At 72.3% G+C, this 26,452-nt stretch carries 23 protein-coding genes and 1 pseudogene; 20 read left to right on the top strand and 4 right to left on the bottom strand.

Going from position 1 to position 26,452, the window contains the following annotated elements; translation table 11 throughout:
- Positions 1 to 200 precede the first annotated feature (200 nt).
- The 4 genes and pseudogenes from HEP81_RS25935 to HEP81_RS42385 form a co-directional block, all read left to right on the top strand.
- Positions 201 to 2,078, top strand: a complete 1,878-nt coding sequence (locus HEP81_RS25935) for an AMP-dependent synthetase/ligase (protein WP_037655056.1) — start codon at positions 201 to 203, stop codon at positions 2,076 to 2,078.
- 161 nt (positions 2,079 to 2,239) lie between these two features.
- The gene (locus HEP81_RS25940; RefSeq protein ID WP_172637108.1) at positions 2,240 to 4,036 is read left to right on the top strand and encodes a SpoIIE family protein phosphatase; all 1,797 of its coding nucleotides are present in this window, start codon (positions 2,240 to 2,242) and stop codon (positions 4,034 to 4,036) included.
- 364 nt (positions 4,037 to 4,400) lie between these two features.
- Positions 4,401 to 5,633: a radical SAM family heme chaperone HemW gene (gene hemW, locus HEP81_RS25945; protein ID WP_037655058.1), complete on the top strand. Its 1,233-nt coding sequence runs from the start codon at positions 4,401 to 4,403 to the stop codon at positions 5,631 to 5,633.
- 193 nt (positions 5,634 to 5,826) lie between these two features.
- Positions 5,827 to 6,087 (top strand): annotated as a pseudogene (locus HEP81_RS42385) (Uma2 family endonuclease); the annotation flags it as partial.
- Here the strand turns inward: HEP81_RS42385 and HEP81_RS25955 are convergent.
- Together HEP81_RS25955 and HEP81_RS25960 are read right to left on the bottom strand one after the other, a co-directional pair.
- Complete coding sequence (locus tag HEP81_RS25955; RefSeq protein WP_051850136.1) at positions 6,065 to 6,934, bottom strand: DUF3097 domain-containing protein; 870 nt, start codon at positions 6,932 to 6,934, stop codon at positions 6,065 to 6,067. The pseudogene HEP81_RS42385 and the gene HEP81_RS25955 sit on opposite strands and share 23 nt — an antisense overlap.
- A gap of 68 nt (positions 6,935 to 7,002) precedes the next feature.
- Entirely contained in the window at positions 7,003 to 7,725 is a 723-nt protein-coding gene (locus HEP81_RS25960; protein WP_037655060.1) for an MBL fold metallo-hydrolase, read from the bottom strand.
- A 172-nt stretch (positions 7,726 to 7,897) separates the two neighbouring features.
- On the opposite strand from HEP81_RS25960, the gene hrcA reads away from it, so the two are divergent.
- The 7 genes from hrcA to HEP81_RS25995 all read left to right on the top strand — a co-directional run bounded on the left by hrcA (position 7,898) and on the right by HEP81_RS25995 (position 16,341).
- A complete protein-coding gene (gene hrcA, locus HEP81_RS25965) occupies positions 7,898 to 8,914 on the top strand; it encodes a heat-inducible transcriptional repressor HrcA (RefSeq protein WP_037655062.1) in 1,017 nt (338 codons plus the stop codon).
- Positions 8,915 to 10,051 (top strand): molecular chaperone DnaJ, encoded by a 1,137-nt coding sequence (dnaJ, locus tag HEP81_RS25970; protein ID WP_037655064.1) that lies wholly within the window; start codon positions 8,915 to 8,917, stop codon positions 10,049 to 10,051.
- A gap of 156 nt (positions 10,052 to 10,207) precedes the next feature.
- Positions 10,208 to 11,281, top strand: a complete 1,074-nt coding sequence (locus HEP81_RS25975) for a nitronate monooxygenase (protein ID WP_037655065.1) — start codon at positions 10,208 to 10,210, stop codon at positions 11,279 to 11,281.
- Positions 11,278 to 12,024, top strand: a complete 747-nt coding sequence (locus HEP81_RS25980) for a 16S rRNA (uracil(1498)-N(3))-methyltransferase (RefSeq protein ID WP_037655068.1) — start codon at positions 11,278 to 11,280, stop codon at positions 12,022 to 12,024. The genes HEP81_RS25975 and HEP81_RS25980 overlap by 4 nt, the downstream gene beginning before the upstream one ends.
- A 17-nt stretch (positions 12,025 to 12,041) precedes the next feature.
- Positions 12,042 to 12,434, top strand: a complete 393-nt coding sequence (locus HEP81_RS25985; protein WP_037655071.1) for a VOC family protein — start codon at positions 12,042 to 12,044, stop codon at positions 12,432 to 12,434.
- 115 nt (positions 12,435 to 12,549) lie between these two features.
- Complete coding sequence (locus HEP81_RS25990) at positions 12,550 to 13,083, top strand: hypothetical protein (protein WP_243279591.1); 534 nt, start codon at positions 12,550 to 12,552, stop codon at positions 13,081 to 13,083.
- Between the two features lie 45 nt (positions 13,084 to 13,128).
- A complete protein-coding gene (locus HEP81_RS25995) occupies positions 13,129 to 16,341 on the top strand; it encodes a S41 family peptidase (RefSeq protein WP_037655075.1) in 3,213 nt (1,070 codons plus the stop codon).
- A gap of 8 nt (positions 16,342 to 16,349) precedes the next feature.
- Here HEP81_RS25995 and HEP81_RS26000 read toward each other — a convergent pair whose 3' ends face one another.
- Positions 16,350 to 16,673, bottom strand: a complete 324-nt coding sequence (locus HEP81_RS26000) for a putative quinol monooxygenase (RefSeq protein ID WP_037655077.1) — start codon at positions 16,671 to 16,673, stop codon at positions 16,350 to 16,352.
- A gap of 113 nt (positions 16,674 to 16,786) precedes the next feature.
- Between HEP81_RS26000 and HEP81_RS26005 the strand changes: the two genes are divergently transcribed.
- The 9 genes from HEP81_RS26005 (at position 16,787) to HEP81_RS26045 (ending at position 24,965) form a co-directional block, all read left to right on the top strand.
- Positions 16,787 to 17,140, top strand: a complete 354-nt coding sequence (locus HEP81_RS26005) for a histidine triad nucleotide-binding protein (RefSeq protein WP_037655080.1) — start codon at positions 16,787 to 16,789, stop codon at positions 17,138 to 17,140.
- Positions 17,141 to 17,146: 6 nt separating this feature from the next.
- Positions 17,147 to 18,052, top strand: a complete 906-nt coding sequence (locus HEP81_RS26010) for a ribonuclease Z (protein ID WP_037655082.1) — start codon at positions 17,147 to 17,149, stop codon at positions 18,050 to 18,052.
- 20 nt (positions 18,053 to 18,072) lie between these two features.
- Positions 18,073 to 19,062 (top strand): adenosine deaminase, encoded by a 990-nt coding sequence (locus tag HEP81_RS26015; RefSeq protein ID WP_037655085.1) that lies wholly within the window; start codon positions 18,073 to 18,075, stop codon positions 19,060 to 19,062.
- Positions 19,063 to 19,377: 315 nt separating this feature from the next.
- On the top strand, positions 19,378 to 20,520 hold the full coding sequence (locus HEP81_RS26020) for a carbohydrate kinase family protein (protein ID WP_037655086.1): 1,143 nt from the start codon (positions 19,378 to 19,380) through the stop codon (positions 20,518 to 20,520).
- 147 nt (positions 20,521 to 20,667) lie between these two features.
- A complete protein-coding gene (locus HEP81_RS26025) occupies positions 20,668 to 21,744 on the top strand; it encodes a PhoH family protein (protein ID WP_078967336.1) in 1,077 nt (358 codons plus the stop codon).
- Positions 21,745 to 21,756: 12 nt separating this feature from the next.
- On the top strand, positions 21,757 to 22,254 hold the full coding sequence (gene ybeY / locus HEP81_RS26030) for an rRNA maturation RNase YbeY (protein ID WP_037655090.1): 498 nt from the start codon (positions 21,757 to 21,759) through the stop codon (positions 22,252 to 22,254).
- A gap of 9 nt (positions 22,255 to 22,263) precedes the next feature.
- Complete coding sequence (locus HEP81_RS26035; protein ID WP_037655092.1) at positions 22,264 to 23,550, top strand: hemolysin family protein; 1,287 nt, start codon at positions 22,264 to 22,266, stop codon at positions 23,548 to 23,550.
- Complete coding sequence (locus HEP81_RS26040; RefSeq protein WP_037655094.1) at positions 23,547 to 23,906, top strand: MmcQ/YjbR family DNA-binding protein; 360 nt, start codon at positions 23,547 to 23,549, stop codon at positions 23,904 to 23,906. The genes HEP81_RS26035 and HEP81_RS26040 overlap by 4 nt, the downstream gene beginning before the upstream one ends.
- Before the next feature lie 39 nt (positions 23,907 to 23,945).
- Entirely contained in the window at positions 23,946 to 24,965 is a 1,020-nt protein-coding gene (locus HEP81_RS26045; protein WP_037655096.1) for a S66 family peptidase, read from the top strand.
- 15 nt (positions 24,966 to 24,980) lie between these two features.
- On the opposite strand, the gene HEP81_RS26050 is transcribed toward HEP81_RS26045, so the two are convergent.
- Positions 24,981 to 26,399 (bottom strand): MFS transporter, encoded by a 1,419-nt coding sequence (locus HEP81_RS26050; protein ID WP_037655097.1) that lies wholly within the window; start codon positions 26,397 to 26,399, stop codon positions 24,981 to 24,983.
- Between the last annotated feature and the right edge of the window lie 53 nt (positions 26,400 to 26,452).

Raw genomic sequence — 26,452 nt, forward strand, 5'->3', positions numbered from 1 at the left:
CCTGTGCGTGGGTGCGGTCACTCCGCGTCGACACTGAGGGGAAAGAGACAGGGTGAAGCCCCTTACGCAGCGGGCGGTCGCGCCTTACTCTGATGCCTGCTCGATAGTTACTCGCGAGTTAAACAACAGCTCGAACCCCACCGTGAGTTAACCCAGCCGCACGAGTACCAACCGCGCTGTCGCGGGCCCCGGAGGATGTCGTGAGCGACACACAGACCCAGATCGAGAACCGTCCGCCGTCCGTCGCGGCCCTCTTCCTTGAGCGCGTCGCGGCGACACCGGACGCCGAGGCCTACCGCTACCCGGTTCCTCCCGCCGCCGGGCAGGGCCCGGACGACTGGAAGTCGCTGAGCTGGGCCCAGTCGGCCGACCGGGTGTACGCGATCGCGGCCGGACTCACCGAGCTGGGCATCGAGCCCGAGCAGCGCGTGGCGCTCGCCTCCTCCACCCGGGTCGAGTGGATCCTCGCCGACCTCGGCATCATGTGCGCCGGCGGCGCCACCACCACGATCTACCCGCAGACCAACGCCGACGAGTCCGCGTTCATCCTCGCCGACTCCGAGAGCCGGGTGCTGATCGCCGAGAACGCCGCCCAGGTCGCCAAGGCGGCCGAGAAGCGCGCCGAGCTGCCCGAACTGATCAAGGTCGTCGTCATCGACCCGGCCGGTGTGCCCGAGGGCGACGACTGGGTGATCACCCTCGCCGAGCTGGAGAAGCGCGGCACCGCCTACCTGGAGCAGCACCCGCAGCTGATCAAGGAGCGGGTCAGCGCGATCACCAAGGACCAGCTCGCCACCCTCATCTACACCTCCGGCACCACCGGCCGCCCCAAGGGCGTACGGCTGCCGCACGACAACTGGTCGTACATGGCCAAGGCCATCGTCTCGACCGGGTTCCTCGGTCCGGACGACGTGCAGTACCTGTGGCTGCCGCTCGCGCATGTCTTCGGCAAGGTGCTCATCTCCGGCCAGATCGAGACCGGGCACGTCACCGCCGTGGACGGCCGCGTCGACAAGATCATCGAGAACCTTCCGGTGGTGCGGCCGACGTACATGGCCGCCGTGCCGCGCATCTTCGAGAAGGTCTACAACGGTGTCGCGGCCAAGGCCCGGGAGGGCGGCGCGGCCAAGTACAGGATCTTCCAGTGGGCGGCCGAGGTCGCCCGCGAGTACGCCAAGGCCGAGCAGGACAACTTCCGGCACACCGGCAACCGCACGGTGCCCTTCGGCCTCGCCGCCAAGCACAAGGTCGCCGACACCCTCGTCTACGCCAAGATCCGCGAGGCGTTCGGCGGCCGGCTGCGCGCCTGTGTCTCCGGCTCCGCCGCGCTCGCGCCCGAGATCGGCTACTTCTTCGCCGGCGCGGGCGTCCATATCCTGGAGGGCTACGGCCTGACCGAGTCCTCCGCGGCCTCCTTCGTGAACCCCGGGGAGGCGTACCGCACCGGCACGGTCGGCAAGCCGCTGCCCGGCACGGAGGTGCGGATCGCGGACGACGGCGAGATCCTGCTGCGCGGCCCCGGCATCATGCAGGGCTACCACAAGCTGTCCGACAAGACCGCCGAGGTGCTGGAGTCCGACGGCTGGTTCCACACCGGCGACATCGGCGAGCTCTCGCCCGACGGGTATCTGCGGATCACCGACCGCAAGAAGGACCTGATCAAGACCTCCGGCGGCAAGTACGTCGCACCGGCCGAGGTCGAGGGCCAGTTCAAGGCGGTGTGCCCCTACGTCTCCAACATCCTGGTGCACGGCGCCGACCGGAACTACTGCACCGCCCTCATCTCCCTGGACGAGCTCGCGCTCGCGGACTGGGCCAAGGAGAACGGCCTGGGCGGCAAGCCGTACGCCGAGATCGTCGCGGCGCCGCAGACCGTGGAGATGGTCGACGGGTACGTCCAGCAGCTCAACGCCGGGCTCCAGCGCTGGCAGACCATCAAGAAGTTCCGGCTGCTGCCGCGGGATCTCGATGTGGAGCACGGCGAGATCACGCCGAGCCTGAAGCTGAAGCGGCCGGTGGTGGAGCGGACGTACAAGGGGCTGATCGACGAGATGTACGCCGGGGCGCGGGAGAAGTAGGGCTCCCGCTCGGGTCCGGCTCAGGGGCGCGTTTTTGGCCACCAGCGCTCGAAAAGGTTCCCCTTACGATGCCGTCCTAGCACGCTTCTCGGCCATGCGTGGCCACTTCGGTGACTTCACGCTTATGCGCGATCCCCGTCTGTCACCCTGGCCGCATGGACATGGCGGCCATACCCACGCAGCGGGAGACGGCGGGCCGGGCGCGCGGGCACGCCGCGCTGCCCGGCAGTCCGCTCGCGCCGGGCTCCGCGCGGGCCCTGGTGCGGGCCGCGCTGGCCGACGCACCCGTGGCGCCCCGGCTCGTCGACGACGCCATGGCGGTCGTCAGCGAGCTGGTCACCAACGCCGTGGTGCACGCGGGCACCGAGATATCCCTCGACTGGTGCCTGGAGGACGGCGGAACGTTCCTGGTCGAGGTCGGGGACCAGCACCCGGCCCGGCCACCGCGGGACGCGACCGCGGGCGAGCCGTCGTACGACACCCTGGAGTACGGCCGCGGGCTGCGCCTGGTCGGGGCGCTCGCCGAGTCCTGGGGGGTCACCTACCGCACCGGCGCCAAGTCGGTGTGGGCCAGGCTGCCCCGGGGCGGCAGCGAGCCGCCGGCCGGTGCCGGAGCCCAGGACGCGCTGGAGGTCGCCGAGGCGCTGGCCCCGCAGTCGCAGCGCACGGACAGCGACCGGGACTGGCTCGGCCGGGGCGCGCTGTCCTTCCTCGCCGAGGCGTCCGACCTGCTCGCGGGCCAGCTGGACGAGAACCTGGTCACGGCCCTCACCGGCCAGCTGATCGTGCCCCGGCTCGCCGACTGGTGCGCGGTGTGGCTGGAGGACGAGGCGTCGGCGCGCGGCGGGTCGTACGACGGCCCGGCGCGGGTCTGGCACGCCAGCGAGAACCGCATCGAGGAACTGCGCCGCACCCTGGAGAAGGAGCCGCCGCTGCCGGGGGACGGGGTCGGCTTCGGGCCCTCGCCCTACCCCTGGCCCGGTGACGCGCTGGGCGCCCAGGGCGCGGACGGTACGGCGCTTGCGTACCGGCTGGTCGCGGGCGGGCGGCCACTGGGCACGCTGGTCATCGGGCGGTGCGGGCTCGCGCGCTTCCCCGACGAGATCACCGGCCTGGTGGAGGATCTGGGCCGCCGGGTGGCCCTCGCCATCGGCGCGGCCCGGCAGTACGCCCGGCAGGCCACCATCAGCGCCATCCTCCAGCGCGGGCTGCTGCCCGGCGCGGTCGCCGAGATCCCCGGGATGAGCAGCGCGCTGGTCTACGAGCCGTGCGACAAGAGCGGCCCCAGCGGCGACTTCTACGACCTGTTCCCGGCGGGCGACGGCCGCTGGTGCTTCGCGATCGGCGATGTGCAGGGCAAGGGCCCGGAGGCGGCGGTCGTGATCGGCCTCGCCCGGCCCTGGCTGCGGCTGCTCGCCCGCGAGGGCTACCGGGTCGCCGATGTCCTCGACCGCCTCAACCAGCTCCTCCTGGACGACGCCACGGAGGCCGCCGACGCCGCGGCGCGCGCCCTGGTCGCGGTGGACGGCCGCGGGGAGGGCCCGCAGACGCGTTTCCTCTCGCTCCTGTACGGCGAGCTGATCCCGTACGAGGGCGGGGTCCGCTGCACCCTCGCCTCCGCCGGACATCCCCTGCCGCTGGTCCTCGGCCCCGACGGTACGGTGCGCACCGCGGCCCGCCCGCAGACGCTGCTCGGCGTGGTCGAGGACGAGACCTACACCAGCGAGACGCTGGACCTCGGGCCCGGCGACAGCCTGCTGTGCGTCACCGACGGTGTGACCGAACGCCGTCGCGGCCCCCACCAGTTCGACGACTCCGACGGCCTCGCCACCGCCCTCGCCTCCTGCGCCGGCCTGACCGCCGACGAGATCGCCGAAAGGATCCGCCACCTGGTCCACACCTTCGGCGAGGCTCCTCCGGAGGACGACCTGGCCCTGCTGGTGCTCCAGGCGGAGTGAGAGGGCGTTACGGGCGGGGTCCGGCGGGCGTTGGTACGAAGAGGGGCCGGCGGATCGGGTGTCGGCCGTGACGGGGCCTGGCGGATCGGGTGGCGGTCGTGGCGGGCGTCGACGGGCGGGCGGGCGCCGGTCTTGCGGCCCGCCGGGCAGGGCCGGGGCGGTCCGGAGGAGGCGGGGCTGCCGGGTCTTTGTCTCATCGAGGGCGCCGGGCCCCCGGGCCCGGCCTACCCGGTGCCGGGCGGCCGGGCCCCGTGGCGGTCGGGCCCCGGCCGCCGCCGTTCTCCGGCGGCCAGGCGCTACCCCCGCCCCCGCCCCCGCCGTGCTCGGCGCCCGGGGAATCCCGGCGGTGCTGGACAATGGGCCTATGCCTTCCGCACTCCCCGACGGTGAGCCCGTACCCGACGACGGCGCGTTGCCCCCGCACGCGCTCGACGGGGCGGGGGAGCGTCCGCTCGGTTTCTATCTGCATGTCCCGTACTGCGCGACCCGCTGCGGGTACTGCGACTTCAACACGTACACCGCGACCGAGCTGCGCGGCACCGGCGGGGTGCTGGCGTCCCGTGACAACTACGCCGAGACGCTGGTCGACGAGGTCCGGCTGGCCCGCAAAGTGCTCGGGGACGATCCCCGGCCGGTGCGCACGGTGTTCGTCGGCGGCGGTACGCCCACGCTGCTGGCCGCCGACGATCTCGTACGGATGCTGGCGGCGATCCGTGACGAGTTCGGGCTCGCCCCGGACGCCGAGGTCACCACGGAGGCGAACCCCGAGTCGGTCGACCCGGCCTATCTCGCGACCCTCCGCGCGGGCGGCTTCAACCGGATCTCCTTCGGGATGCAGAGCGCGCGGCAGCATGTGCTGAAGATCCTCGACCGCACCCACACCCCCGGCCGCCCGGAGGCGTGTGTCGCGGAGGCCCGTGCGGCGGGCTTCGCGCATGTGAACCTCGACCTGATCTACGGCACCCCCGGCGAGAGCGACGACGACTGGCGGGCCTCCCTCGACGCGGCGATCGGCGCAGGACCCGACCACGTCAGCGCGTACGCCCTCATCGTGGAGGAGGGCACGCAGCTCGCGCGCCGGATCCGCCGGGGCGAGGTCCCGATGACCGACGACGACGTCCATGCCGACCGCTATCTGATCGCCGAGGAGACCCTCTCCGCGGCGGGCTTCGACTGGTACGAGGTCTCCAACTGGGCCACCTCCGAGGCGGGCCGCTGTCTGCACAACGAGCTGTACTGGCGCGGCGCGGACTGGTGGGGCGCGGGCCCCGGCGCGCACTCCCATGTGGGCGGCGTGCGCTGGTGGAACGTGAAGCACCCCGGCGCGTACGCCTCCGCCCTGGCTGCGGGCCGCTCCCCGGGCGCGGGCCGCGAGCTGCTGTCCGCGGAGGACCGCCGCGTCGAGCGCATCCTGCTGGAACTCCGGCTGCGCGAGGGCGTCCCGCTCTCCCTGTTGAAGGAACCGGGCCTCGCCGCCTCCCGCCGCGCCCTGTCCGACGGCCTCCTCCAGCAGACGCCGTACGCCGAGGGCCGCGCCACCCTCACCCTGCGCGGCCGCCTGCTGGCGGACGCGGTGGTACGGGACCTGGTGGACTGATCACCCGGCCGGGTGAACCCCTACGGGAGCCCGGCCGGTGAGCGGCTCACTTCGTAGGGTGCGGCTGTGAGAGATCGGATCATCGTCGAGTACTTCCAGGGGCTGCGCCCGCCCGAGGGTGCCGGGGCCGAGTTGCTGCGGGGGACCATCGTCATCGCACCGAGCTCGGGTGCGATCCACGACGGGAACGTGTCGGCCCAGCGTGTGCCGCGATTACCTGATCAAGCGTTCGATCTACGCCGCCGCACAAGTGCCCGCGTACCTGATCGTCGACCCCGTCATGGCCCAATGCGTACTGTTCACCGAGCCCACGGGACACGGAGAGGACGCCGACTACCGATGCCGGCGGATCACCGCGTTCGGTGATTCCACGCCGCTGGAGCCCGTCGGCATCGAGCTGGACACCAGCCGGTTCGCGGTCTACGAGAACGTCAGGCCCCACCGCTACCCGTGACGAAGTCGATCAGCTCCTCCACCCGTCCCAGCAGTTCCGGCTCCAGGTCCTTGTAGGAGTGCACGCGTTTCAGGATGGCCTGCCACACCGCGCCGGTGTTGTCCGAGGGCCAGCCCAGGGCGCGGCACACTCCGGTCTTCCAGTCCTGGCCGCGTGGTACCCGGGGCCACTCCGGGATGCCCAGTGAGGCGGGTTTCACCGCTTCCCAGATGTCGATGTAGGGGTGGCCCACCACCAGCGCGTGGTCGCTGGTCACCGACCGCGCGATGTGGAACTCCTTCGAGCCCGGCACGAGGTGGTCCACGAGGACGCCGAGGCGGGCGTCGGGGCCCGGGGCGAAGTCGGTGACGATCGAGGGGAGGTGGTCCACGCCCTCCAGGTACTCCACGACGACACCCTCGATGCGCAGGTCGTCGCCCCAGACCTTCTCGACCAGCTCGGCGTCGTGCCGGCCCTCGACGTAGATGCGGCCGGCCCGGGCCACCCGGGCGCGGGCGCCGGGGACGGCGACGGAACCGGAGGCGGTGCGGGCGGGGCGCGCGGGTCCGGCGGCAGGTCGTACGAGGGTCACCGCCCTGCCCTCCAGCAGGAAGCCGCGCGGCTCCAGCGGGAACACCCGGTGCTTGCCGAAGCGGTCCTCCAGCGTCACCGTGCCCGCCTCGCAGCGGATCACCGCCCCGCAGAACCCGGTGCCGGGCTCCTCCACGACCAGACCCGGGTCAGCGGGTACCTCGGGTACCGGCTGGGGCTTCTTCCAGGGTGGGGTCAGGTCGGCGGAGTACCGGCGGGAGCGCGGGCCCGAAGGGCTCTCGTTGGAAGGGCGGTGGTGGGAGACGGGTGGGCGCATTCGGATGACGATAGGAGAAGCGGCGGGTCGGCGCTCACGACACGCCGGAATCCAGGCGCCGGTGCGGCTCAGTTCACGCCGAACCGCGTGGCCAGCGCGTCCCGTTGACGTCGTACGAAGGCCGCGTCGACCACCGCGCCGTGACCGGGCACGTACAGCGCGTCCTCGCCGCCCAGCGCCAGCAGCCGGTCCAGCGCGTCCGGCCAGCGCGACGGTACGGCGTCCGGGCCCGCCTGGGGCTCGCCGGACTCCTCCACCAGGTCCCCGCAGAACACCACCTCGGGGTCGCCCGGCACCAGCACCACCAGGTCATGGGCGGTGTGCCCGGGGCCCACGTCGGCCAGCAGCGCCTGGCGGCCGCCGCCCAGGTCCAGGGTCCGCTCCCCGGAGACCAGCTGCCGGGGCGGCACCAGCGCCAGCGCCGCCTCCTCGGCCTCGTCCGCCGGGAGCCCGTGGTGGACGGCGTCGTGCCGCAGCTCGTCCCGCCCGCGGCGGAACACCCCGTCCGCCCCCACCGCCGCGTACACCGCGGCCCCCGCGAAGGCCGCCGCCCCGAAGACATGGTCGAAATGGACATGGGTCAGCGCGAGATGGGTCACACGTCCACCGGCGAGCGCCTGCGCCGCGGACCGCAGCCGAGCCCCCTCCGCGAGGCTCGACCCGGCGTCCACCATCAGCGCCGTGCCCGCGCCCAGGACCAGCCCCGCCGTGCAGTCCCAGCCCGGCAGCCGGCACCGCCCCACCCCGGCGGCGAGCCGCTCCCATCCGTGCTCTTCCCAAGTCACCGTCATACCGCGACGCTAGCCGCAGCCGGGGTCGCGAGGGCACCGACCTTGCCCGATGCGTACCCCACGGCCGTACACTGGCCGGGGAACGCTGGCACTCACATGCGAAGAGTGCCAAGACGGACACAAGAGGGAGAACCACGCGAGTGCGGGGACGACGTGCTGGAGGTGCGCGCCGATGCTGAGTGAACGCAGGCTTCAGGTGCTGCGCGCCATCGTCCAGGACTATGTCGGCACCGAGGAGCCGGTCGGCTCCAAGGCCCTGACCGAGCGGCACAACCTCGGCGTGTCCCCGGCGACCGTCCGCAATGACATGTCGGCCCTGGAGGACGAGGGATACATCGCGCAGCCGCACACCAGCGCGGGGCGCATCCCCACCGACAAGGGCTACCGGCTGTTCGTCGACAAGCTCGCGGGCGTCAAGCCGATGACCGCGCCCGAGCGCCGCGCGATCCAGAACTTCCTGGACGGCGCGGTCGACCTGGACGACGTCGTGGCGCGCACGGTGCGGCTGCTCGCGCAGCTGACCCGGCAGGTCGCCGTCGTGCAGTACCCGTCCCTGACCCGGTCCACCGTGCGGCACGTGGAACTGCTCGCGCTCGCCCCGGCGCGCGTGATGCTCGTGCTGATCACGGACACCGGCCGGGTCGAGCAGCGGATGGTCGACTGCCCGGCGCCCTTCGGCGAGCCATCCCTCGCGGATCTGCGCGCCCGGCTCAACAGCCGGGTCGCGGGCCGCCGGTTCGCGGATGTGCCGCAGCTGGTCGAGGACCTGCCGGACGCCTTCGAACACGAGGATCGCGGTACGGTCTCCACGGTGCTCTCCACCCTTCTGGAGACACTGGTCGAGGAGAACGAGGAGCGGTTGATGATCGGCGGCACCGCCAATCTCACCCGCTTCGGACATGATTTCCCCCTCACGATCCGGCCCGTCCTGGAGGCCCTTGAGGAGCAGGTCGTGCTCCTCAAACTCCTCGGCGAGGCCAAGGATCCGGGCATGACCGTGCGCATCGGGCACGAGATCGCCCATGAAGGACTCAACTCCACCTCCGTGGTGTCGGTGGGCTACGGTTCGGGCGGCGAGGCGGTTGCCAAGCTCGGCGTGGTCGGACCGACCCGCATGGACTACCCGGGAACGATGGGAGCGGTACGCGCAGTGGCACGGTACGTCGGACAGATCCTGGCGGAGTCGTAAGTGGCCACGGACTACTACGCCGTTCTCGGCGTGCGCCGCGACGCGTCGCAGGATGAGATCAAGAAGGCGTTCCGTCGGCTCGCACGCGAGCTGCACCCGGACGTCAACCCCGATCCGAAGACCCAGGAGCGGTTCAAGGAGATCAACGCCGCTTACGAGGTGCTGTCGGACCCGCAGAAGAAGCAGGTCTACGACCTCGGCGGGGATCCCCTCTCGCAGTCCGGCGGCGCCGGCGCGGGCGGCTTCGGGGCCGGTGGCTTCGGCAACTTCTCCGACATCATGGACGCGTTCTTCGGCACGGCGTCGCAGCGCGGGCCGCGCTCGCGCACCCGCCGCGGCCAGGACGCGATGATCCGGATCGAGGTGGAACTGGACGAGGCGGCCTTCGGGACGACCAAGGAGATCCAGGTCGACACCGCGATCGTCTGCAACACCTGCAACGGTGAGGGCGCGGCTCCGGGCACCTCGGCGCAGACCTGTGACATGTGCCGCGGCCGCGGTGAGGTCTCGCAGGTCACCCGGTCCTTCCTGGGCCAGGTCATGACCTCGCGGCCGTGCCCCCAGTGCCAGGGCTTCGGGACCGTGGTCCCCACGCCCTGCCCGGAGTGCGCCGGTGACGGCCGGGTCCGCTCGCGGCGCACGCTGACCGTGAAGATCCCGGCCGGTGTCGACAACGGCACCCGGATCCAGCTCGCCGGTGAGGGCGAGGTCGGCCCCGGCGGCGGTCCGGCCGGCGACCTGTACGTCGAGATCCACGAGCTGCCGCACGCGCGGTTCCAGCGCCGCGGCGACGATCTGCACTGCACGGTCACCATCCCGATGACCGCGGCGGCCCTCGGCACCAAGGTGCCGCTGGAGACGCTGGACGGCATGGAGGAGATCGACATTCGGCCCGGGACGCAGTCCGGGCAGTCGATCCCGCTGCACGGCCGCGGTGTCACGCATCTGCGGGGCGGCGGCCGGGGCGACCTGATCGTGCATGTCGAGGTGCAGACGCCGACGAAGCTCGACGCCGAGCAGGAGCGGCTGCTGCGCGAGCTGTCCAAGCTGCGCGGTGAGGAGCGTCCGCAGGGGCAGTTCCAGCCGGGGCAGCAGGGGCTGTTCTCGCGGCTGAAGGACGCGTTCAACGGGCGCTGACCGCCCGGCCGCGACGGGTGTCGCGACGGCCTCCGACCGGAGGCCGTCGACACCTTCGACCGGTGGCCGCCACCGCCTCTGACCGGGCACGTAGTGGAATATGCCGATCGTGACACCCGATTCGGACTTGTTCAAAGGACGTGACACCATGCGGTCATGTCCTCCGCACTGACCGATCTCCTTGCTCACCCGATCGTGCAGGCCCCCATGGCGGGCGGCGTCTCCGGGCCCGAGCTCGCCGCCGCCGTGTCCGAGGCCGGCGGACTCGGGTTCCTGGCCGCCGGGTACAAGACGGCCGACGGGGTGTACCAGGAGATCAAGCGGCTGCGGAGCCTCACCGACCGGCCCTTCGGCGTGAATGTGTTCATGCCCCAGCCCGAGTATGCGGAGAGCGGCGCGGTCGAGGTCTACGCCCATCAGCTCGCGGGCGAGGCCGCCTGGTACGAGACCGAGCTGGGCGATCCGGACAGCGGCCGCGACGACGGCTACGACGCCAAGCTCGCGGTGCTCCTGGACGATCCGGTGCCCGTCGTCTCCTTCCACTTCGGGGTGCCGAGCCGGGAGGCGCTGGAGCGGCTGCGGCGGGCCGGGACCTTCACGCTGGTCACCGCCACCACCGCCGAGGAGGCCGTCGCGGTGGAGCGGGCCGGGGCGGACGCGGTGATCGCCCAGGGGGTGGAGGCGGGCGGCCACCAGGGCACGCACCGGGACGTCCCGGAGAACGACGGCACCGGCCTCGGTCTGCTGTCCCTGATCACGCAGATCCGTGAGGCGGTGCACATCCCCGTCGTCGCCGCCGGCGGGATCATGCGCGGCGCCCAGATCGCGGCGGTCCTCGCGGCGGGTGCGAGCGCGGCCCAGCTGGGCACCGCCTTCCTCGCCACCCCCGAGTCCGGCGCGCCCGCCGTGCACAAGGAGGCGCTGACCAACCCCCTGTTCGTCCGCACCGAGTTGACCCGCGCGTTCACCGGCCGGCCGGCCCGCGGGCTGGTCAACCGCTTCCTGCGCGAGCACGGACCGTACGCGCCCCCCGCGTACCCGGAGATCAACCACCTCACCTCGCCGCTGCGCAAGGCCGCCGCGAAGGCCGGGGACGCGCAGGGCATGGCGCTGTGGGCGGGCCAGGGCCACCGGCTGGCGCGGGACCTGCCCGCCGGGCAACTGGTGGAGGTGCTGGCGGCCGAACTCGCCGAGGCACGCGCGGCGTTCGCCGACGGGGGTGCCCGATGACCGCGCCTGTGTTCGTCGTGGCGGACTTCGCCGCGGACGGCGGCCGCTATGTCCTGGACGGCCCGGAGGGCCGGCACGCGGTCTCGGTCAAGCGTCTTGAGGCCGGCGAGGAGGTCGTGCTCACCGACGGCGCGGGGCGCTACGCGGTGTGCGAGGTGCTCGGCAGCGAGGGCAAGGACCGGCTGGTCGTACGGATGCCGGAGGTGTCCGAGGAGCCCGCGCCGCGGCCCCGGATCACGGTCGTACAGGCGCTTCCCAAGGGCGACCGGGGGGAGTTGGCCGTCGAGACGATGACCGAGGTCGGGGTCGACGCGATCGTGCCGTGGCAGGCCGCGCGCTGCATCACGCAGTGGCGGGGCGAGCGGGGGCTGAAGGCGCTCGGCAAATGGCGGGCGACCGCGCGCGAGGCCGGGAAGCAGTCCCGGCGGGTGCGGTTCCCACAGGTCGCGGAGGCGGCGAGCACCAAGCAGGTCGCGGCGCTTTTGGCCGGGGCCGACTTCGCGGGGGTGCTGCACTCCGACTTCGAGCACACCAGCGCGCCGCTGGCCACCGCCGAACTGCCCGCCGAGGGCGAGATCGTGCTGGTCGTCGGCCCCGAAGGAGGCGTCTCCCGGGACGAGTTGGCGCTCTTCGAGGAGGCGGGCGCGAAGGCGTACGTCCTCGGACCCAGCGTGTTGCGCACATCCACCGCCGGTACGGCGGCCGCGGCCCTCCTCCTGGGGCGCACCGGCCGCTGGTCCTGAACTCCCCTGGGGGACCCATGGAACTCGCCCAAGTACGGCTTCTGGTCACCGACTTCGCCGCCTGCTACCACTTCTACGCCGATGTCCTCGGCCTGAAGCCGCAGTCCGGCGCGACCGAGGGCCCCTACGAGAAGTTCAGCCCCCACACGGGCTCCGCGGGCATCGCCCTCCAGGACCGCGCCATGATGGCCGAACTCCTCCCCGAACTCGCCGACCCCGCCGACGGCCACCGCTCCCTGGTCGTCCTGCGCGTCGACGACCTCGACACGTACTGCGCCGAGATCACCGCCCGCGGCGCCGCCCTCCTCCAGCCCCCCACCCCCCTGACCGACCGCATGCGCGTCGCCCACCTCAAGGACCCCGAGGACAACCTGGTGGAACTTCAGGAGTGGCTGCTGCTGCGGGGCTGAGGGAGCGGCAACCGCCCCTCGGCGGACGCCGTTTCGAAGGAACCGGCACGCCGAACGGGTGAGTGCTCGGGATCGGGCTTCCGCCCGGTGCTCCCCTGGTGGCACTCTGCCGTGCATGGGGGCATTCCTGTGGGTTCGGGCGCGGATGGTCGCTGTTGTCGGGATCGCCGTCGCGGCCGGTGTCGGTGTCGTGGGGTGCCAGTCGGATGTGCTCGGGTCGGCCGGGGTGGCCTACACCACCGGGACCATGGCGAGCGCGCGGCTGGAGCAGGCGGACGTGGACGTCAGCTGGCTCAACTGCGTGGGTGATCAGGGCGGGAGCGCCGGGGCGACGGTCGCGCCGGGGCAGAGCGCGGTCGTCTCCGTGGACTGCCAGGGCGAGACCAGGGACCGCGGGCGGATCACCGTCAACGGAGAGGTGACCCGGGCCGTGGACGGCGCCTGTGTGCGGGGCGATCTGCGGGCCAGGGTCGGCGGCAGGCAGGTGTTCCACGTCAGCGGGCTCGGCGACTGCTCGGCCGCGCCGGGACCGACGTACCGCCCGCCCAGCTATCCGCCCGTCGGCGCGCAACCCGCCGTCACGGTCACCGTCACCCGGACCCTCTGGTGCCAGAGCGACCCCAACTGCCTGCCCGTGGCGGGCAAGTGATCGAAAAGGGACCCGCGGACGGCGAGCGCTGCGTAAGGTGACGGGGTGACTCAGGGCGCTTCGACAGGAACCTCCGGCTACCTCCGATTCCCGCACCTGCACGGCGACTTGGTGACATTCGTCGCCGAGGACGACGTGTGGCTCGCCCCCCACGAAGGGGGCCGCGCCTGGCGGGCCAGTGCCGACAACATCCCGGTGAACCACCCCCGTATCTCGCCCGACGGCACCACCCTCGCCTGGACCTCCACCCGCGACGGCGCTCCCGAGGTGCACATCGCCCCCGTCGACGGCGGACCGGCCAAACGCCTCACCCACTGGGGCAGTTGGCGGACCCAGGTCCGCGGCTGGACCCCCGAGGGCCAGGTCCTCGCGCTGAGCACCACCGGCCAGCCCAGCCTGCGCCGCACCTGGGCCCGTGCCGTCCCCCTCGACGGCGGCCCCGCCACCACCCTGCCGTACGGTCCGGTCGGCGACGTCGCCCACGGCCCGCACCCGGTGCTGCTGTCCGCCCCGATGGGCCGCGAGGCCGCCTGGTGGAAGCGCTACCGCGGCGGCACCGCGGGCAAGCTGTGGATCGACCGCGACGGGGACGGCGAGTTCACCCGGCTGCACCAGGAACTCGACGGCAACATCGAGTACCCCCTGTGGGTCGGCGACCGTATCGCCTTCCTCTGCGACCACGAGGGCACCGGCGCCCTCTACTCCTCCCGCGCCGACGCCACCGACCTGCGCCGGCACACCCCGATCGACGGCTTCTACGCCCGCCACGCCGCCACCGACGGCACCCGCGTCGTCTACACCAGCGCCGGCCGGCTCTGGCTCCTCGACGACCTCGACGGCAGCGCCCCGCGCCCTCTGGACATCCGCCTCGGCGGCCCCCGCGTCGACCTCCGGCCCTTCCAGGCGAGCACCTCCCACTGGTTCGGCTCGGCCGCACCCGACCACACCGCCCGCGGCAGCGCCGTCGGCCTGCGCGGCGCCGTCCACTGGGTCACCCACCGCTCCGGCCCGGTGCGCGCCCTCGCCGCCACACCCGGCGTCCGCACCCGGCTGCCCCGCACCTTCCGCGCCGACGGCGAGGAATGGGTCGTCTGGGTCACCGACGCCGAGGGCGAGGACGCCCTGGAGTTCGCTCCCGCCACCGGCCCCGCCCTCGGCGCCACCCCGCGCAGGCTCGCCGCCGGACGCCTCGGCCGGGTCCTGGAACTCGCCATGGCCCCCGACGGCAGCCGCGCCGCCGTCGCCGCCCACGACGGCCGGCTCCTCCTGGTCGAACGGGAGACCGGCGAGGTCCGCGAGGTCGACCGCGGTGAGGACGGCGACGTCTGCGACCTCACCTTCTCGCCCGACTCCGCCTGGCTCGCCTGGACCCACCCCGGACCCCGCCCGCTGAGCCAGCTGCGCCTCGCCCACACCACCGACCTGACCGTCAGCGAGGCCACCCCGCTGCGCTTCCAGGACCACGCGCCCGCCTTCACCCTCGACGGCAAGCACCTCGCCTTCCTCTCCAACCGCTCCTTCGACCCGGTCTACGACGAACACGCCTTCGACCTGGCCTTCGTGGGCGGCACCCGCCCCTACCTGATCACCCTCGCCGCGACCACCCCCTCCCCGTTCGGACCGCAGCGCCACGGCCGCCCGTTCGAGACCTCCGACAAGGAGGAGACCCCCGACAGCGAGGGCGTCCCCTCCACCCGGATCGACCTGGACGGGCTCGCCGACCGCATCGTGCCCTTCCCGGTCGAGTCCGCCCGCTACGGCAATCTGCGCGCGGCCAAGGACGGCGTGCTCTGGCTGCGCCACCCGCTGCACGGCGTCCTCGGCACCACCCGCGCCACCCCCGACGCGGCCGGCCCCAGCACCGAGCTGGAGCGCTACGACCTCGCCCAGCAGCGCCTGGAGCATCTCGCCGCGGACGCCGACCACTTCGAGGTCAGCGGCGACGGCAAGCGGGTCCTGCTGTGGACCGACGGCAAGCTCAAGGTCGTACCCAGCGACCGCCGTGCCTCGGCCGACGAGGACAGCGACTCCAACATCACCGTGGACCTCGGCCGCATCCGGCAGACCGTCGACCCCGCCGCCGAGTGGCGGCAGATGTACGACGAGACCGGCCGCCTCATGCGCGACAACTTCTGGCGCCCCGACCTCGGCGGCGTCGACTGGGACGGCGTCCTCGACCGCTACCGCCCGGTCCTGGACCGCCTCGCCACCCATGACGACCTGGTGGACCTGCTGTGGGAGGTGCACGGCGAACTCGGCACCTCGCACGCCTATGTCATCCCGCGCGGCGGCCACGGCCACGGCCCCCGCCAAGGTCTGCTCGGCGCCGACATCTCCCGGCACGAGGACGGCGGTTGGCGTATCGACCGCATCCTGCCCTCGGAGACCTCCGACCCAGGGGCCCGCAGCCCGCTCGCCGCACCCGGTGTCGCCGTCCGCCCCGGGGACGCGATCCTCGCCGTCGCCGGCCACCCCGTCGACCCGGTGACCGGACCCGGCCCCCTGCTCATCGGCACGGCCGGCCGGACCGTCGAACTCACCGTCTCACCCGCGGCCGGCGGCGACCCCCGGCATGTCGTGGTCGTGCCGCTCGCCGACGAGGAACCCCTGCGCTACCACGCCTGGGTCGCGGATCGCCGCGCCCACGTCCACGAGAGCTCCGGCGGCCGCCTCGGCTATCTGCACGTCCCCGACATGCAGGCCCCCGGCTGGGCCCAGATCCACCGGGATCTGCGCGTCGAGGTCGCCCGCGAGGGCCTGATCGTGGACGTCCGGGAGAACCGCGGCGGCCACACCTCCCAGCTCGTCGTGGAGATACTGGCCCGCCGCATCGTCGGCTGGGACATGCCCCGCGGCCGCAGCGCCTTCAGCTACCCCCGGCACGCCCCGCGCGGCCCCGTCGTCGCCGTCGCCAACGAGTTCTCCGGCTCCGACGGCGACATCGTCAACGCCGCCATCAAGGCCCTCGGTATCGGCCCGGTCGTCGGCACCCGCACCTGGGGCGGCGTCATCGGCATCGACAGCCGCTACCGCCTGGTCGACGGCACCCTGGTCACCCAGCCCAAGTACGCCATGTGGCTGGAGGGCCCCGGCTGGGCCATGGAGAACCACGGCGTCGACCCGGACGTGGAGGTCGTACAGCGCCCCCAGGACTGGGCGCGGGGCGCGGACCCGCAACTGGACGAGGCGGTCTGGCTGGCACTGGAAGCGCTGGAGGCGGCACCCGCCAAGACACCTCCGGCGCTACCGCCCCGCTAGGGCCCGCGTCAGCCGATGGAGAGCTCGCCCATCGCGTTCCAGCCGTCCGCTCCCTCGATGGTGGTGCTGACGATGTCGGGGGTGCGGCGCAGCAGCGGGCGCATCGCTTCGAGGCCGGCGCGGAAGTGGTCGGACTGGACGTGCGCCTCGCCGGTGCCGTCCCGGAAGGCCTCGACGAGGACGTAGGTGTCGGGGTCCTCCAGACTGCGGGACCACTCGAACCACAGATTGCCGGGTTCGGCGCGGGTGGCCCGGGTGAAGGCCTCGACGTGCTGCGGCCACGCCTCGGTGTGCTCGGGCTTCACGGGGAACTTGACGACGATGAAGATCATCGATCGATGATATGCCGCCGGGCTTCCCGGGGGCGTGAACACCACAACTCACCGGCGCCCCACCGACTACGATGATCCCGAATCCGATCCCGGCGAAAGCGAGCGCACGCGAAATGGCTGGAGAACCGCAGGACGACTGCCTGTTCTGCAATATCGTCGCGGGCCGCGTCCCGGCCACCGTCGTCCGCGAGACGGAGACCACCGTCGCCTTCCGGGACATCAACCCCCAGGCCCCCACGCACATCCTGGTGATCCCCAAGGTCCACTACCGGGACGCCGCCGCGCTCGCCGCCGGTGCCCCCGAGGTCGCCGCGGACGTACTGCGCGAGACCCAGGCCGTGGCCGACGAGGAGAAGCTGGACAGCTACCGCGTCGTCTTCAACACCGGGACCGGCGCCGGTCAGACCGTCTGGCACGCCCATGGGCATGTGCTCGGCGGCCGCGGTCTCGAATGGCCGCCCGGATAGTCCGCCGTGTCCGTCCGTGAACTCGTCGTCCTCGGCACCGCGAGCCAGGTCCCGACCCGGCACCGCAACCACAACGGCTATCTGCTGCGCTGGGACGGCGAGGGCATCCTCTTCGACCCCGGCGAGGGCACCCAGCGGCAGATGCTGCGCGCCGGGGTCGCCGCGCACGACCTGAACCGCCTGTGCGTCACCCACTTCCACGGCGACCACAGCCTCGGCCTCGCCGGGGTCATCCAGCGCATCAACCTGGACCGGGTGCCGCACGAGATCACCGCGCACTACCCGGCCTCCGGACAGCGCTTCTTCGACCGGCTGCGGTACGCCACCGCGTACCGGGAGACCGTCGGTGTCACCGAGGTCCCGGTGAGCGCCGACGGCACCCTCGCGGTGACGCCGTCGTACACCCTGGACGCCCGCAGGCTGTCGCACCCGGTGGAGTCCTACGGATACCGGCTGACCGAGCCCGACGGCCGCCGGATGCTGCCCGAGCGGCTCGCCGCGCACGGCATCAAGGGCCCGGCCGTGGGGGTGCTCCAGCGCGAGGGGCGGCTCGGGGACGTGACGCTGGAGGAGGTCAGCGAGGTACGGCGCGGGCAGCGGTTCGCGTTCGTCATGGACACCCGGCTCTGCGAGGGCGTGTACACGCTGGCCGAGGGCTGCGACCTGCTGGTCATCGAGTCCACCTTCCTGGACGAGGACGAGGAACTCGCCGTGGAGCACGGGCACTTGACGGCTGGGCAGGCGGGGGCGGTGGCGCGCGGGGCAGGGGTACGGCATCTCGTGCTCACCCACTTCAGCCAGCGGTACTCGGAGCCCGACGAGTTCGAGCGCCAGGCACGGGCCGCCGGCTTCGAGGGTGAGCTGACCGTGGCGTACGACCTTCAGCGAGTGCCGGTTCCGAAACGACGGTAAGTGCGCCGTACGATGCTTTGATGTCCCTCCCCAAAGCAGAACTGCACCTCCACATCGAAGGCACCCTGGAGCCGGAGCTGGCCTTCGACCTGGCCGCCCGCAACGGCGTGAAGCTGCGCTACGCCGACACGGAAGAGCTGCGCGAGGCGTATCGGTTCGAGGATCTCCAGTCCTTTCTGAACCTGTACTACGAGCTGATGACCGTCCTGCGTACCGAGCGGGACTTCGAGGACCTGGCCAACGCCTATCTGGCCCGCGCCGCGGCGCAGGGCGTACGGCACGCGGAGATCTTCTTCGACCCGCAGGCCCACCTCGCCCGCGGCCTGGACATGCGCACCGTCGTGGAAGGGCTGTGGCGGGCGCTCGGCCGCAGCGAGGAGAACCACGGCGTCTCCACCCGGCTCATCCTGTGCTTCCTGCGCGACGAGTCCGCCGACTCCGCGCTGGAGACCCTGGAGGCCGCCCGGCCGTACCTCGACCGGATCACCGGCATCGGCCTGGACTCCGCCGAGGTCGGGCACCCGCCGGCGAAGTTCCGCCAGGTGTACGAGACCGCCGCCGGGCTCGGGCTGCGCCGGGTGGCGCACGCCGGTGAGGAGGGCCCGCCGGAGTACATCACCCAGTCCCTGGACCTGCTCGGCATCGAGCGCGTCGACCACGGGCTGCGCTGCATGGAGGACCCCGAGCTGGTGGAGCGGCTGGTGCGCGAGCGCATTCCGCTCACCCTGTGCCCGCTGTCCAACGTCCGGCTGCGCACGGTGGACACCCTGGCCGACCACCCGCTGCCGGCCATGCTGGACGCGGGGCTGCTGTGCACGGTCAACTCCGACGACCCGGCCTACTTCGGCGGGTACGCCGACGACAACTTCCACGCGGTGCGCGAGAGTCTCGGGCTGACCGAGGACCGGCTGCGCGAACTGGCCCGCAACTCCTTCCTCGCCTCCTTCCTGGAGGACGACGAGGAGCGCCGTGCCCGGTACCTCGCCGAGGTGGACGCGTACGTGTTCTGACGCGTACGGGCGTTCCCCGTGTGTTCGGCACCGGCCCCGGCATGGGCTATGATTGATCATGTCGAGGCCGCCGGAACTCCGGTAGCCGGACAGTGCGTTGGTGGTCCAAGGAAAGACGCCCCGCTTCCTGCGGGGAAATGCAGGTGCAAGGCCTGCCCGGCGCTCCATTGCAGAGCCCCGTCCCGCCGTGTGCGGGGCGGGGCTCTGTGCTGTGCGCGCGGACCTGTCCAGGTGTGCGCATCCCCGGCCGTATGCCCCTGCGCGGCGGCCCCGGTGGTGCACACTGGCCAGACCCAGCACACCAGGGAGCGCACCGTGACCTCGTCGCACACCCTCATCGGAGAGGAACCCGAGCACCTCACCCGGGCGGGGCACCGCCAGGCCCAGGTCGATCCGCTCGCCGCGCGGCGCGCCCCCGGGGATCCGCCCTGGGACGTCTATCTCACGGGCACCGTCTTCCTCGACATCATCTTCACCGGCCTGGACTCGGCGCCCGTGCGCGGCACGGAGTCCTGGGCCCGCGGCATGGGCTCCAGCCCCGGCGGGGTCGCCAACATGGCCAGCGCGCTGGCCCGGCTCGGGCTGCGGACCTCGCTCGCGGCCGCGTTCGGGGACGACCACTACGGGGAGTACTGCTGGGACGCCCTCGAACAGGGCGAGGGCATCGACCTCACCCCGTCGCGGACGGTGCCCGGCTGGCACTCGCCGGTGACCGTGTCCATGGCGTACGAGGGCGAGCGGACCATGGTCTCGCACGGGCACGAGCCGCCGCCGGAGGAGCCGGCCCCCGACTGCCCGCCGCGCGCCCGGGCCGCCGTCGCCTCCCTCACACCGGGCCGCCGCGCCCCCTGGATCGCCCAGGCCGCGCGCGGCGGGACCCGGATCTTCGCCGATGTCGGCTGGGACGAGACCGGCGCCTGGGATCTCTCGGGGCTGTCCGACCTCGAACACTGCGAGGCGTTTTTGCCCAACGCCGAGGAGGCGAAGCGGTACACGGGCGCCGACTGCCCCCGCCTGGCCGCGCACGCGCTCACCGAGTACGTGCCGGTGGCGGTGGTGACGCTGGGCTCGGAGGGCGCGTACGCGGTGGACCGCCGTACCGGTGAGGCCGCGGAGGTCCCGGCGATCGCGGTGGAGGCGCTGGACCCCACGGGCGCGGGGGACGTCTTCGTCGCCGGCTTCGTGACGGGCTCCCTCGCGGGCTGGCCGCTGGCCGACCGGCTGGCGTTCGCGGGACTCACGGCCGCACTGTCCGTGCAGGAGTTCGGCGGCTCCCTGTCGGCGCCGGGCTGGTCGGAGATCGGCGCGTGGTGGCGGCGGGTGCAGTCCCTGCCGACCCAGGACCCCATGGCGCTCCAGCGGTACGCCTTCCTCGACCGGCTGGTCCCGGAGGAGCTGGACCGCCCCTGGCCGCTGCGCCGGGCCGTGCCCACCATCGGCTTCCGGGGGTCCGGCTGACGGGCGGCGGCGCGGTGGCGGCGTACCCCGGCCGGAGGAAAAGTCCTACAGGCTTCTGAGCCGTCCGGCGTACTCTGGACAGCGACGAGGCCGCCCTAGGTTGCGCGGTCGCGAGGAGGAGGAAGCACCAGGCCTTCGCGCCGGCCCATGACACAGACACCCACAGCTCACACCCCCACGCAGGAGCAGACGAGAGCGCAGCTCACCGTCCCCGCCCAGCACCCCATGGTGACCGTTCTGGGTTCCGGCGACTCCCTCCTGCGCGTGATCGAGAGGGCCTTCCCGGCGGCCGACATCCATGTCCGGGGCAATGAGATCAGCGCGGTCGGCGAGCGCGCCGACGTCGTCCTGATCTCACGCGTGTTCGACGAGATGATGCTGGTGCTCCGCACCGGGCAGCCGATGACGGAGGACGCAGTGGAGCGCTCGATCGCCATGCTCAAGGCGAGCGACAACGGTACGGGCGAAGGCTCGGAGACCCCGGCCGAGGTGCTGACGCAGAACATCCTGTCCTCGCGCGGCCGCACCATCCGCCCCAAGACCCTCAACCAGAAGCGCTATGTCGACGCCATCGACAAGCACACGATCGTCTTCGGCATCGGCCCCGCCGGTACCGGCAAGACCTACCTGGCCATGGCCAAGGCCGTCCAGGCCCTCCAGTCCAAGCAGGTCAACCGGATCATCCTGACCCGCCCCGCGGTCGAGGCCGGCGAGCGGCTGGGCTTCCTGCCCGGCACGCTCTACGAGAAGATCGACCCCTATCTGCGCCCGCTGTACGACGCGCTGCACGACATGCTCGACCCGGACTCCATCCCCAAGCTGATGGCCGCCGGGACCATCGAGGTGGCACCGCTGGCGTACATGCGCGGCCGTACCCTCAATGACGCGTTCATCATCCTGGACGAGGCCCAGAACACGAGCCCCGAGCAGATGAAGATGTTCCTCACCCGCCTCGGCTTCGACTCGAAGATCGTGATCACGGGCGATGTGACGCAGGTCGACCTGCCGAACGGCACGAAGTCGGGTCTGCGCCAGGTCCAGGAGATCCTGGAGGGCGTCGAGGACGTGCACTTCTCCCGGCTGACGTCCCACGATGTCGTACGGCACAAGCTGGTGGGCCGTATTGTCGACGCGTACGAGAAGTACGACAGCAAGAACGGCACCGAGAACGGCTCCCACCCGGGCCGTGGCAGGACCGGCGCCAAGGGCACCAAGGGGAAGTAGACCGGCACGAGCATGTCGATCGACGTCAACAACGAATCCGGCACCGAGGTCGACGAGCAGGCGATCCTCGACATCGCCCGCTACGCGCTCGCGCGCATGCGCATCCACCCGCTCTCCGAACTCTCGGTGATCGTCGTGGACGAAGACGCCATGGAGCAGCTGCACATCCAGTGGATGGATCTGCCCGGGCCCACCGATGTCATGTCCTTCCCGATGGACGAGCTGCGTCCGCCGGGCAAGGACGACGAGGAGCCCCCGCAGGGGCTGCTCGGTGACATCGTGCTGTGCCCGGAGGTCGCGGCCAAGCAGGGGGCCGACGCCCCGACGCAGCACTCCATGGACGAGGAGCTCCAGCTGCTCACCGTCCACGGCGTGCTGCATCTGCTCGGCTACGACCACGAGGAGCCGGACGAGAAGGCCGAGATGTTCGGGTTGCAGGCCGCCATCGTGGACGGCTGGCGGGCCGAGCAGGGCCTGACCGGCCCGTCTCCGGCACCGACCGTCTCGTAAGCCGGCCGGATGTCCCCGCAGATCGTGATCGGCGCGATCGCGCTGGTCGTCGTCGCCTGGCTCGCCGCCTGCGCGGAGGCGGGCCTCGCCCGGGTCTCCAGCTTCCGGGCCGAGGAGGCCGTGAAGTCCGGGCGGCGCGGCGGCGAGAAGCTGGCGCAGATCGCCGCCGACCCCACCCGCTATCTCAATGTGGCCCTGCTGGTCCGCGTCGCCTGTGAGATGGCGGCCGCGGCCCTGGTCACCTACGCCTGCCTGGAGGCCTTTTCGGCCACCTGGCAGGCCCTGCTGGTCGCCATCGGTGTGATGGTCCTGGTGTCGTACGTCGCCGTCGGGGTCTCCCCGCGCACCATCGGCCGCCAGCACCCGCTGAACACCGCGACCGTGGCCGCCTACGTCCTGGTGCCGCTGGCCCGGGTGATGGGCCCGATCCCCTCGCTGCTGATCCTCATCGGCAACGCGCTCACCCCCGGCAAGGGCTTCCGGCGCGGTCCGTTCGCCTCCGAGGCGGAGCTGCGCGCGCTGGTCGACCTCGCCGAGAAGGAGTCGCTGATCGAGGACGAGGAGCGCCGTATGGTGCACTCCGTCTTCGAGCTGGGCGACACCCTGGTGCGCGAGGTCATGGTGCCGCGCACCGACCTGGTCACCATCGAGCGCTTCAAGACCATCCGGCAGGCCCTCACCCTCGCCCTGCGCTCCGGGTTCTCCCGGATACCGGTCACCGGGGAGAGCGAGGACGACATCGTCGGGATCGTGTATCTCAAGGACCTGGTCCGCAAGACGCACATCAGCCGGGACGCGGAGAGCGACCTGGTCTCCACGGCCATGCGCCCGGCGGTCTTCGTGCCCGACACCAAGAACGCGGGCGACCTGCTGCGGGAGATGCAGAAGGAGCGCAACCACGTCGCCGTCGTGATCGACGAGTACGGCGGCACCGCGGGCATCGTCACCATCGAGGACATCCTGGAGGAGATCGTCGGCGAGATCACCGACGAGTACGACCGGGAACTGCCGCCCGTGGTGGACCTCGGCGAGGGTCGCTTCCGGGTCACCGCCCGTCTGGACATCACCGACCTCGGCGAGCTGTACGGCCTGGAGGAGTACGACGACGAGGACGTGGAGACCGTCGGCGGACTGCTCGCCAAGGCGCTCGGCCGGGTGCCGATCGCGGGCGCGTCCGCCGAGGTGGAACTCCCCGACGAGCGGCGGCTGAAGCTCACCGCGGAGTCCTCCGCCGGCCGCCGGAACAAGATCGTCACCGTGCTGGTGGAGCCTGCCGAGGAGACGAAGGCCGAGTGAGACCCGAGGAACTGCGCGCCTTCTGCCTGTCCTTCAACGCGGCTGTGGAGGACTTCCCGTTCAACCCGGAGACCTCGGTCTTCAAGGTGCTGGGCAAGCTGTTCGCTCTGACGAACCTGGACGCGCGGCCCCTGACGGTCAATCTCAAGTGCGACCCGGAGGACGCGGTGCGGCTGCGCGCCGACCACGAGGGCCTGATCGTCCCCGGCTGGCACATGAACAAGCGCCACTGGAACACCGTCACCGTCGACGGCGGCCTCCCGGACCCGCTGCTGCGCGAGCTGATCGAGGACTCGTACGACCTGGTCGTCGCGGGACTGCCGAGGGCGGAGCGGCTGCGGCTGGACCGCCCGTAATCGCGTTGCCCGGGCCCGCGGACTTCGAGAGCATCCCGTATGACCATTCGATATCCGCGCCCTCTGCGCCCCGGTGACCGTGTCGGTGTGACCTCTCCCTCCTCGGGCGTGGCCGAACCCCTCAGGGCGCGCCTCGATGTCGCGGTCGAGGAGATCGAGCGGCGCGGTTACGAGGTGGTCGTCGGCCGGTGCATGGACGGCACCACCCACATCAGCGCCCCGGCCGCCGAACGCGCCGCCGAGCTGACGCAGATGCTGACCGACCCCGCCGTCCGGGCCGTCGTCCCCCCGTGGGGAGGCGAGCTGGCCATCGACCTGATGCCCCACCTGGACTTCGAGGCGATCGGCCGGGCCGAACCCACCTGGCTGGTCGGCTACTCGGACATGTCGACCCTGCTCGCCCCGCTGACCCTGCTGACCGGGGTGGCGACCGTGCACGGCAACAACCTCATGGACACCCCGTACCGGGTGCCCGAGGGGCTGACGTCCTGGCTGGACATCGTGGCCGCGCCGCAGGGCGAGCCGTTCACCCAGACCCCGCCCGGCCGGCACCGCACCGGCGGCTGGGACGACTGGACCCGCGACCCGGGGACCGCCGAGTTCACCCTGGACGGCGCGGGCGGCTGGCGGCGGCTCGACGGCGAGGGGGACGTGGAGGTCGAGGGGCGGCTGATCGGCGGCTGTATCGAGACCGTCGCCCCGCTCGCCGGGAGCCGCTACCTCGACACCACGCGCTTCGCGGGCGCGGAACCGCTGCTCGTCTACGTCGAGGCCTGCGAGGACAACGCGCTGATCATCGCCCGCCATCTGCACGGCATGCGGCTGGCCGGGTTCTTCGACCGGGCCGCCGCCGTGCTCGTCGGCCGCACCCACGCCCCCGACGCGCCCACCCTCACCCAGGACGCGGCCGTCCTCGACGCCCTCGGGCCGCTGGGTGTGCCGATCCTCGCCGATGTCGAGTGCGGGCATGTGGCGCCGTACCTCCCGCTGGTCAACGGCGCGCGTGGCCGTGTGGTGCACACGGCCACGCGAAGCGAGATCATCCAGACCCTGGACTGAGGCCCCGGCCCTGGTTCAGGCCCGGGAGCGGCGCAGGCCGAGGCCGGTGAGGAGCGCGGCGCCGAGCACGATCGCCGCGTCCAGGGCGATCACCGTGTGCACACCGCTCAGCAGGTCGCCCGAGGTGGTGGCCAGCACGCCGAGCAACGGGATGCCGACCGTGATGCCGACCTGCTGGGTGGACGTCACCAGGCCGGTGGCCAGGCCCTGTTCCGCGTCCGGGACACCGGAGGTGACCGTCACGCCGTACGAGATGATCGCGCCCAGGTGGCACATGCTGGCCAGCGCCACCGCGGCCGTGGCCAGCCACGCCGACCAGACGTGGGTGTTCAGCAGGAGCAGCGACGCGGTCAGCGCGCCCTGGCCGGCCAGCGAGCCGACCAGGGTGCGGCGGGCGCCGAGACGGCCGATGACCTTCGGGGCGAGGGTGCCGGCGACCACGGACAGCACGCCCTGGAAGCCGAAGACCAGCCCGGTCTCGAAGGCGGAAAGGCCCAGGATCTCCTGGAGGTACAGGGTCAGCACGAACACGATCGTGGACATCATCGAGAAGGTGACAAGACCGCCGATGTTGCCCCAGGCCACCGTGCGCCGGCGCAGCATCGGCAGCGAGACCAGGGGCGCCGCCGAGCGGGACTCCACCAGCACGAACGCGGCCAGCAGCAGCAGCCCGGCGGCCAGGGCCGCGAGGACGTCGGGGCGGCCGAAGCCGTGGTCGGCGGCGGTGGACAGGGCGTAGATCAGCGAGAGCAGTCCGGTGGTGACGGTGACGGCGCCGGGCACGTCCAGGCGCGGCCGGTCCGGGGTGCGGGACTCCGGCAGCAGGCCGGGCGCCAGCGGCAGCACGATCAGCGCGAACAGGGTCAGCAGGGCCATCGTGGAGCGCCAGCCGAAGGTGTCGGTGAGGGTGCCGCCCGCGACCATGCCGACGGTGAAGCCCAGCGACAGCAGGGTGCCGGAGATGCCGAGGGCGCGGTCGCGGGCCGGGCCCTCCGGGAAGGTGGTGGTCAGCAGGGACATGCCGGTCGGTACGATCGCCGCCGCGCCGAGCCCCTGGAGGGCGCGCCCGGCGAGGAACGAGGCCGGGTCCCAGGCCAGGGTGGACAGCAGCGAGGCCGCGCCGAACAGGGCGAGACCGGCGAGGAAGAGTCTGCGGCGCCCGAACAGGTCGCCGACGCGGCCGAACAGCAGCAGGAAGCCGCCGGAGGGCAGCGCGAACGCGGTGACGGCCCACTGGAGCGCGGAGGTGTTCATGCCGAGGTCGCGGCCGAGGCCGGGCAGCGCCACGTTCAGCACGGAGAAGTCCAGCGCGACCATGAACTGGGCCGCGCACAGAACGAACAGGACCAGCTTGTCACGCGTCGACAACCGGGGGATGCCGGGCGCCGCGGTGTCCGCTGCGGGGGAGGTCTGGGTGGTGGTGTCGATCGCCATGGGAAGAGCTTCGGGCGTACGGAATACCGGTGGGGAGTCGGAACTTATGGTGG

Origin of the sequence: Streptomyces griseofuscus (genome assembly GCF_014673495.1) — a bacterium.
Classification (GTDB): domain Bacteria; phylum Actinomycetota; class Actinomycetes; order Streptomycetales; family Streptomycetaceae; genus Streptomyces; species Streptomyces murinus.

What these genes read in the sequence shown, in the direction of transcription:
- HEP81_RS25940 (WP_172637108.1), top strand. Translation starts at nt 2,240, where the DNA reads ATGGCGGCCATACCCACGCAGCGGGAGACGGCGGGCCGGGCGCGCGGG.
- hemW (WP_037655058.1), top strand. Translation starts at nt 4,401, where the DNA reads ATGCCTTCCGCACTCCCCGACGGTGAGCCCGTACCCGACGACGGCGCG.
- HEP81_RS25955 (WP_051850136.1), bottom strand. Translation starts at nt 6,934, where the DNA reads ATGCGCCCACCCGTCTCCCACCACCGCCCTTCCAACGAGAGCCCTTCG.
- HEP81_RS25960 (WP_037655060.1), bottom strand. Translation starts at nt 7,725, where the DNA reads ATGACGGTGACTTGGGAAGAGCACGGATGGGAGCGGCTCGCCGCCGGG.
- hrcA (WP_037655062.1), top strand. Translation starts at nt 7,898, where the DNA reads ATGCTGAGTGAACGCAGGCTTCAGGTGCTGCGCGCCATCGTCCAGGAC.
- HEP81_RS25975 (WP_037655065.1), top strand. Translation starts at nt 10,208, where the DNA reads ATGTCCTCCGCACTGACCGATCTCCTTGCTCACCCGATCGTGCAGGCC.
- HEP81_RS25980 (WP_037655068.1), top strand. Translation starts at nt 11,278, where the DNA reads ATGACCGCGCCTGTGTTCGTCGTGGCGGACTTCGCCGCGGACGGCGGC.
- HEP81_RS25985 (WP_037655071.1), top strand. Translation starts at nt 12,042, where the DNA reads ATGGAACTCGCCCAAGTACGGCTTCTGGTCACCGACTTCGCCGCCTGC.
- HEP81_RS25990 (WP_243279591.1), top strand. Translation starts at nt 12,550, where the DNA reads ATGGGGGCATTCCTGTGGGTTCGGGCGCGGATGGTCGCTGTTGTCGGG.
- HEP81_RS26000 (WP_037655077.1), bottom strand. Translation starts at nt 16,673, where the DNA reads ATGATCTTCATCGTCGTCAAGTTCCCCGTGAAGCCCGAGCACACCGAG.
- HEP81_RS26005 (WP_037655080.1), top strand. Translation starts at nt 16,787, where the DNA reads ATGGCTGGAGAACCGCAGGACGACTGCCTGTTCTGCAATATCGTCGCG.
- HEP81_RS26015 (WP_037655085.1), top strand. Translation starts at nt 18,073, where the DNA reads ATGTCCCTCCCCAAAGCAGAACTGCACCTCCACATCGAAGGCACCCTG.
- HEP81_RS26025 (WP_078967336.1), top strand. Translation starts at nt 20,668, where the DNA reads ATGACACAGACACCCACAGCTCACACCCCCACGCAGGAGCAGACGAGA.
- ybeY (WP_037655090.1), top strand. Translation starts at nt 21,757, where the DNA reads ATGTCGATCGACGTCAACAACGAATCCGGCACCGAGGTCGACGAGCAG.
- HEP81_RS26035 (WP_037655092.1), top strand. Translation starts at nt 22,264, where the DNA reads ATGTCCCCGCAGATCGTGATCGGCGCGATCGCGCTGGTCGTCGTCGCC.
- HEP81_RS26045 (WP_037655096.1), top strand. Translation starts at nt 23,946, where the DNA reads ATGACCATTCGATATCCGCGCCCTCTGCGCCCCGGTGACCGTGTCGGT.
- HEP81_RS26050 (WP_037655097.1), bottom strand. Translation starts at nt 26,399, where the DNA reads ATGGCGATCGACACCACCACCCAGACCTCCCCCGCAGCGGACACCGCG.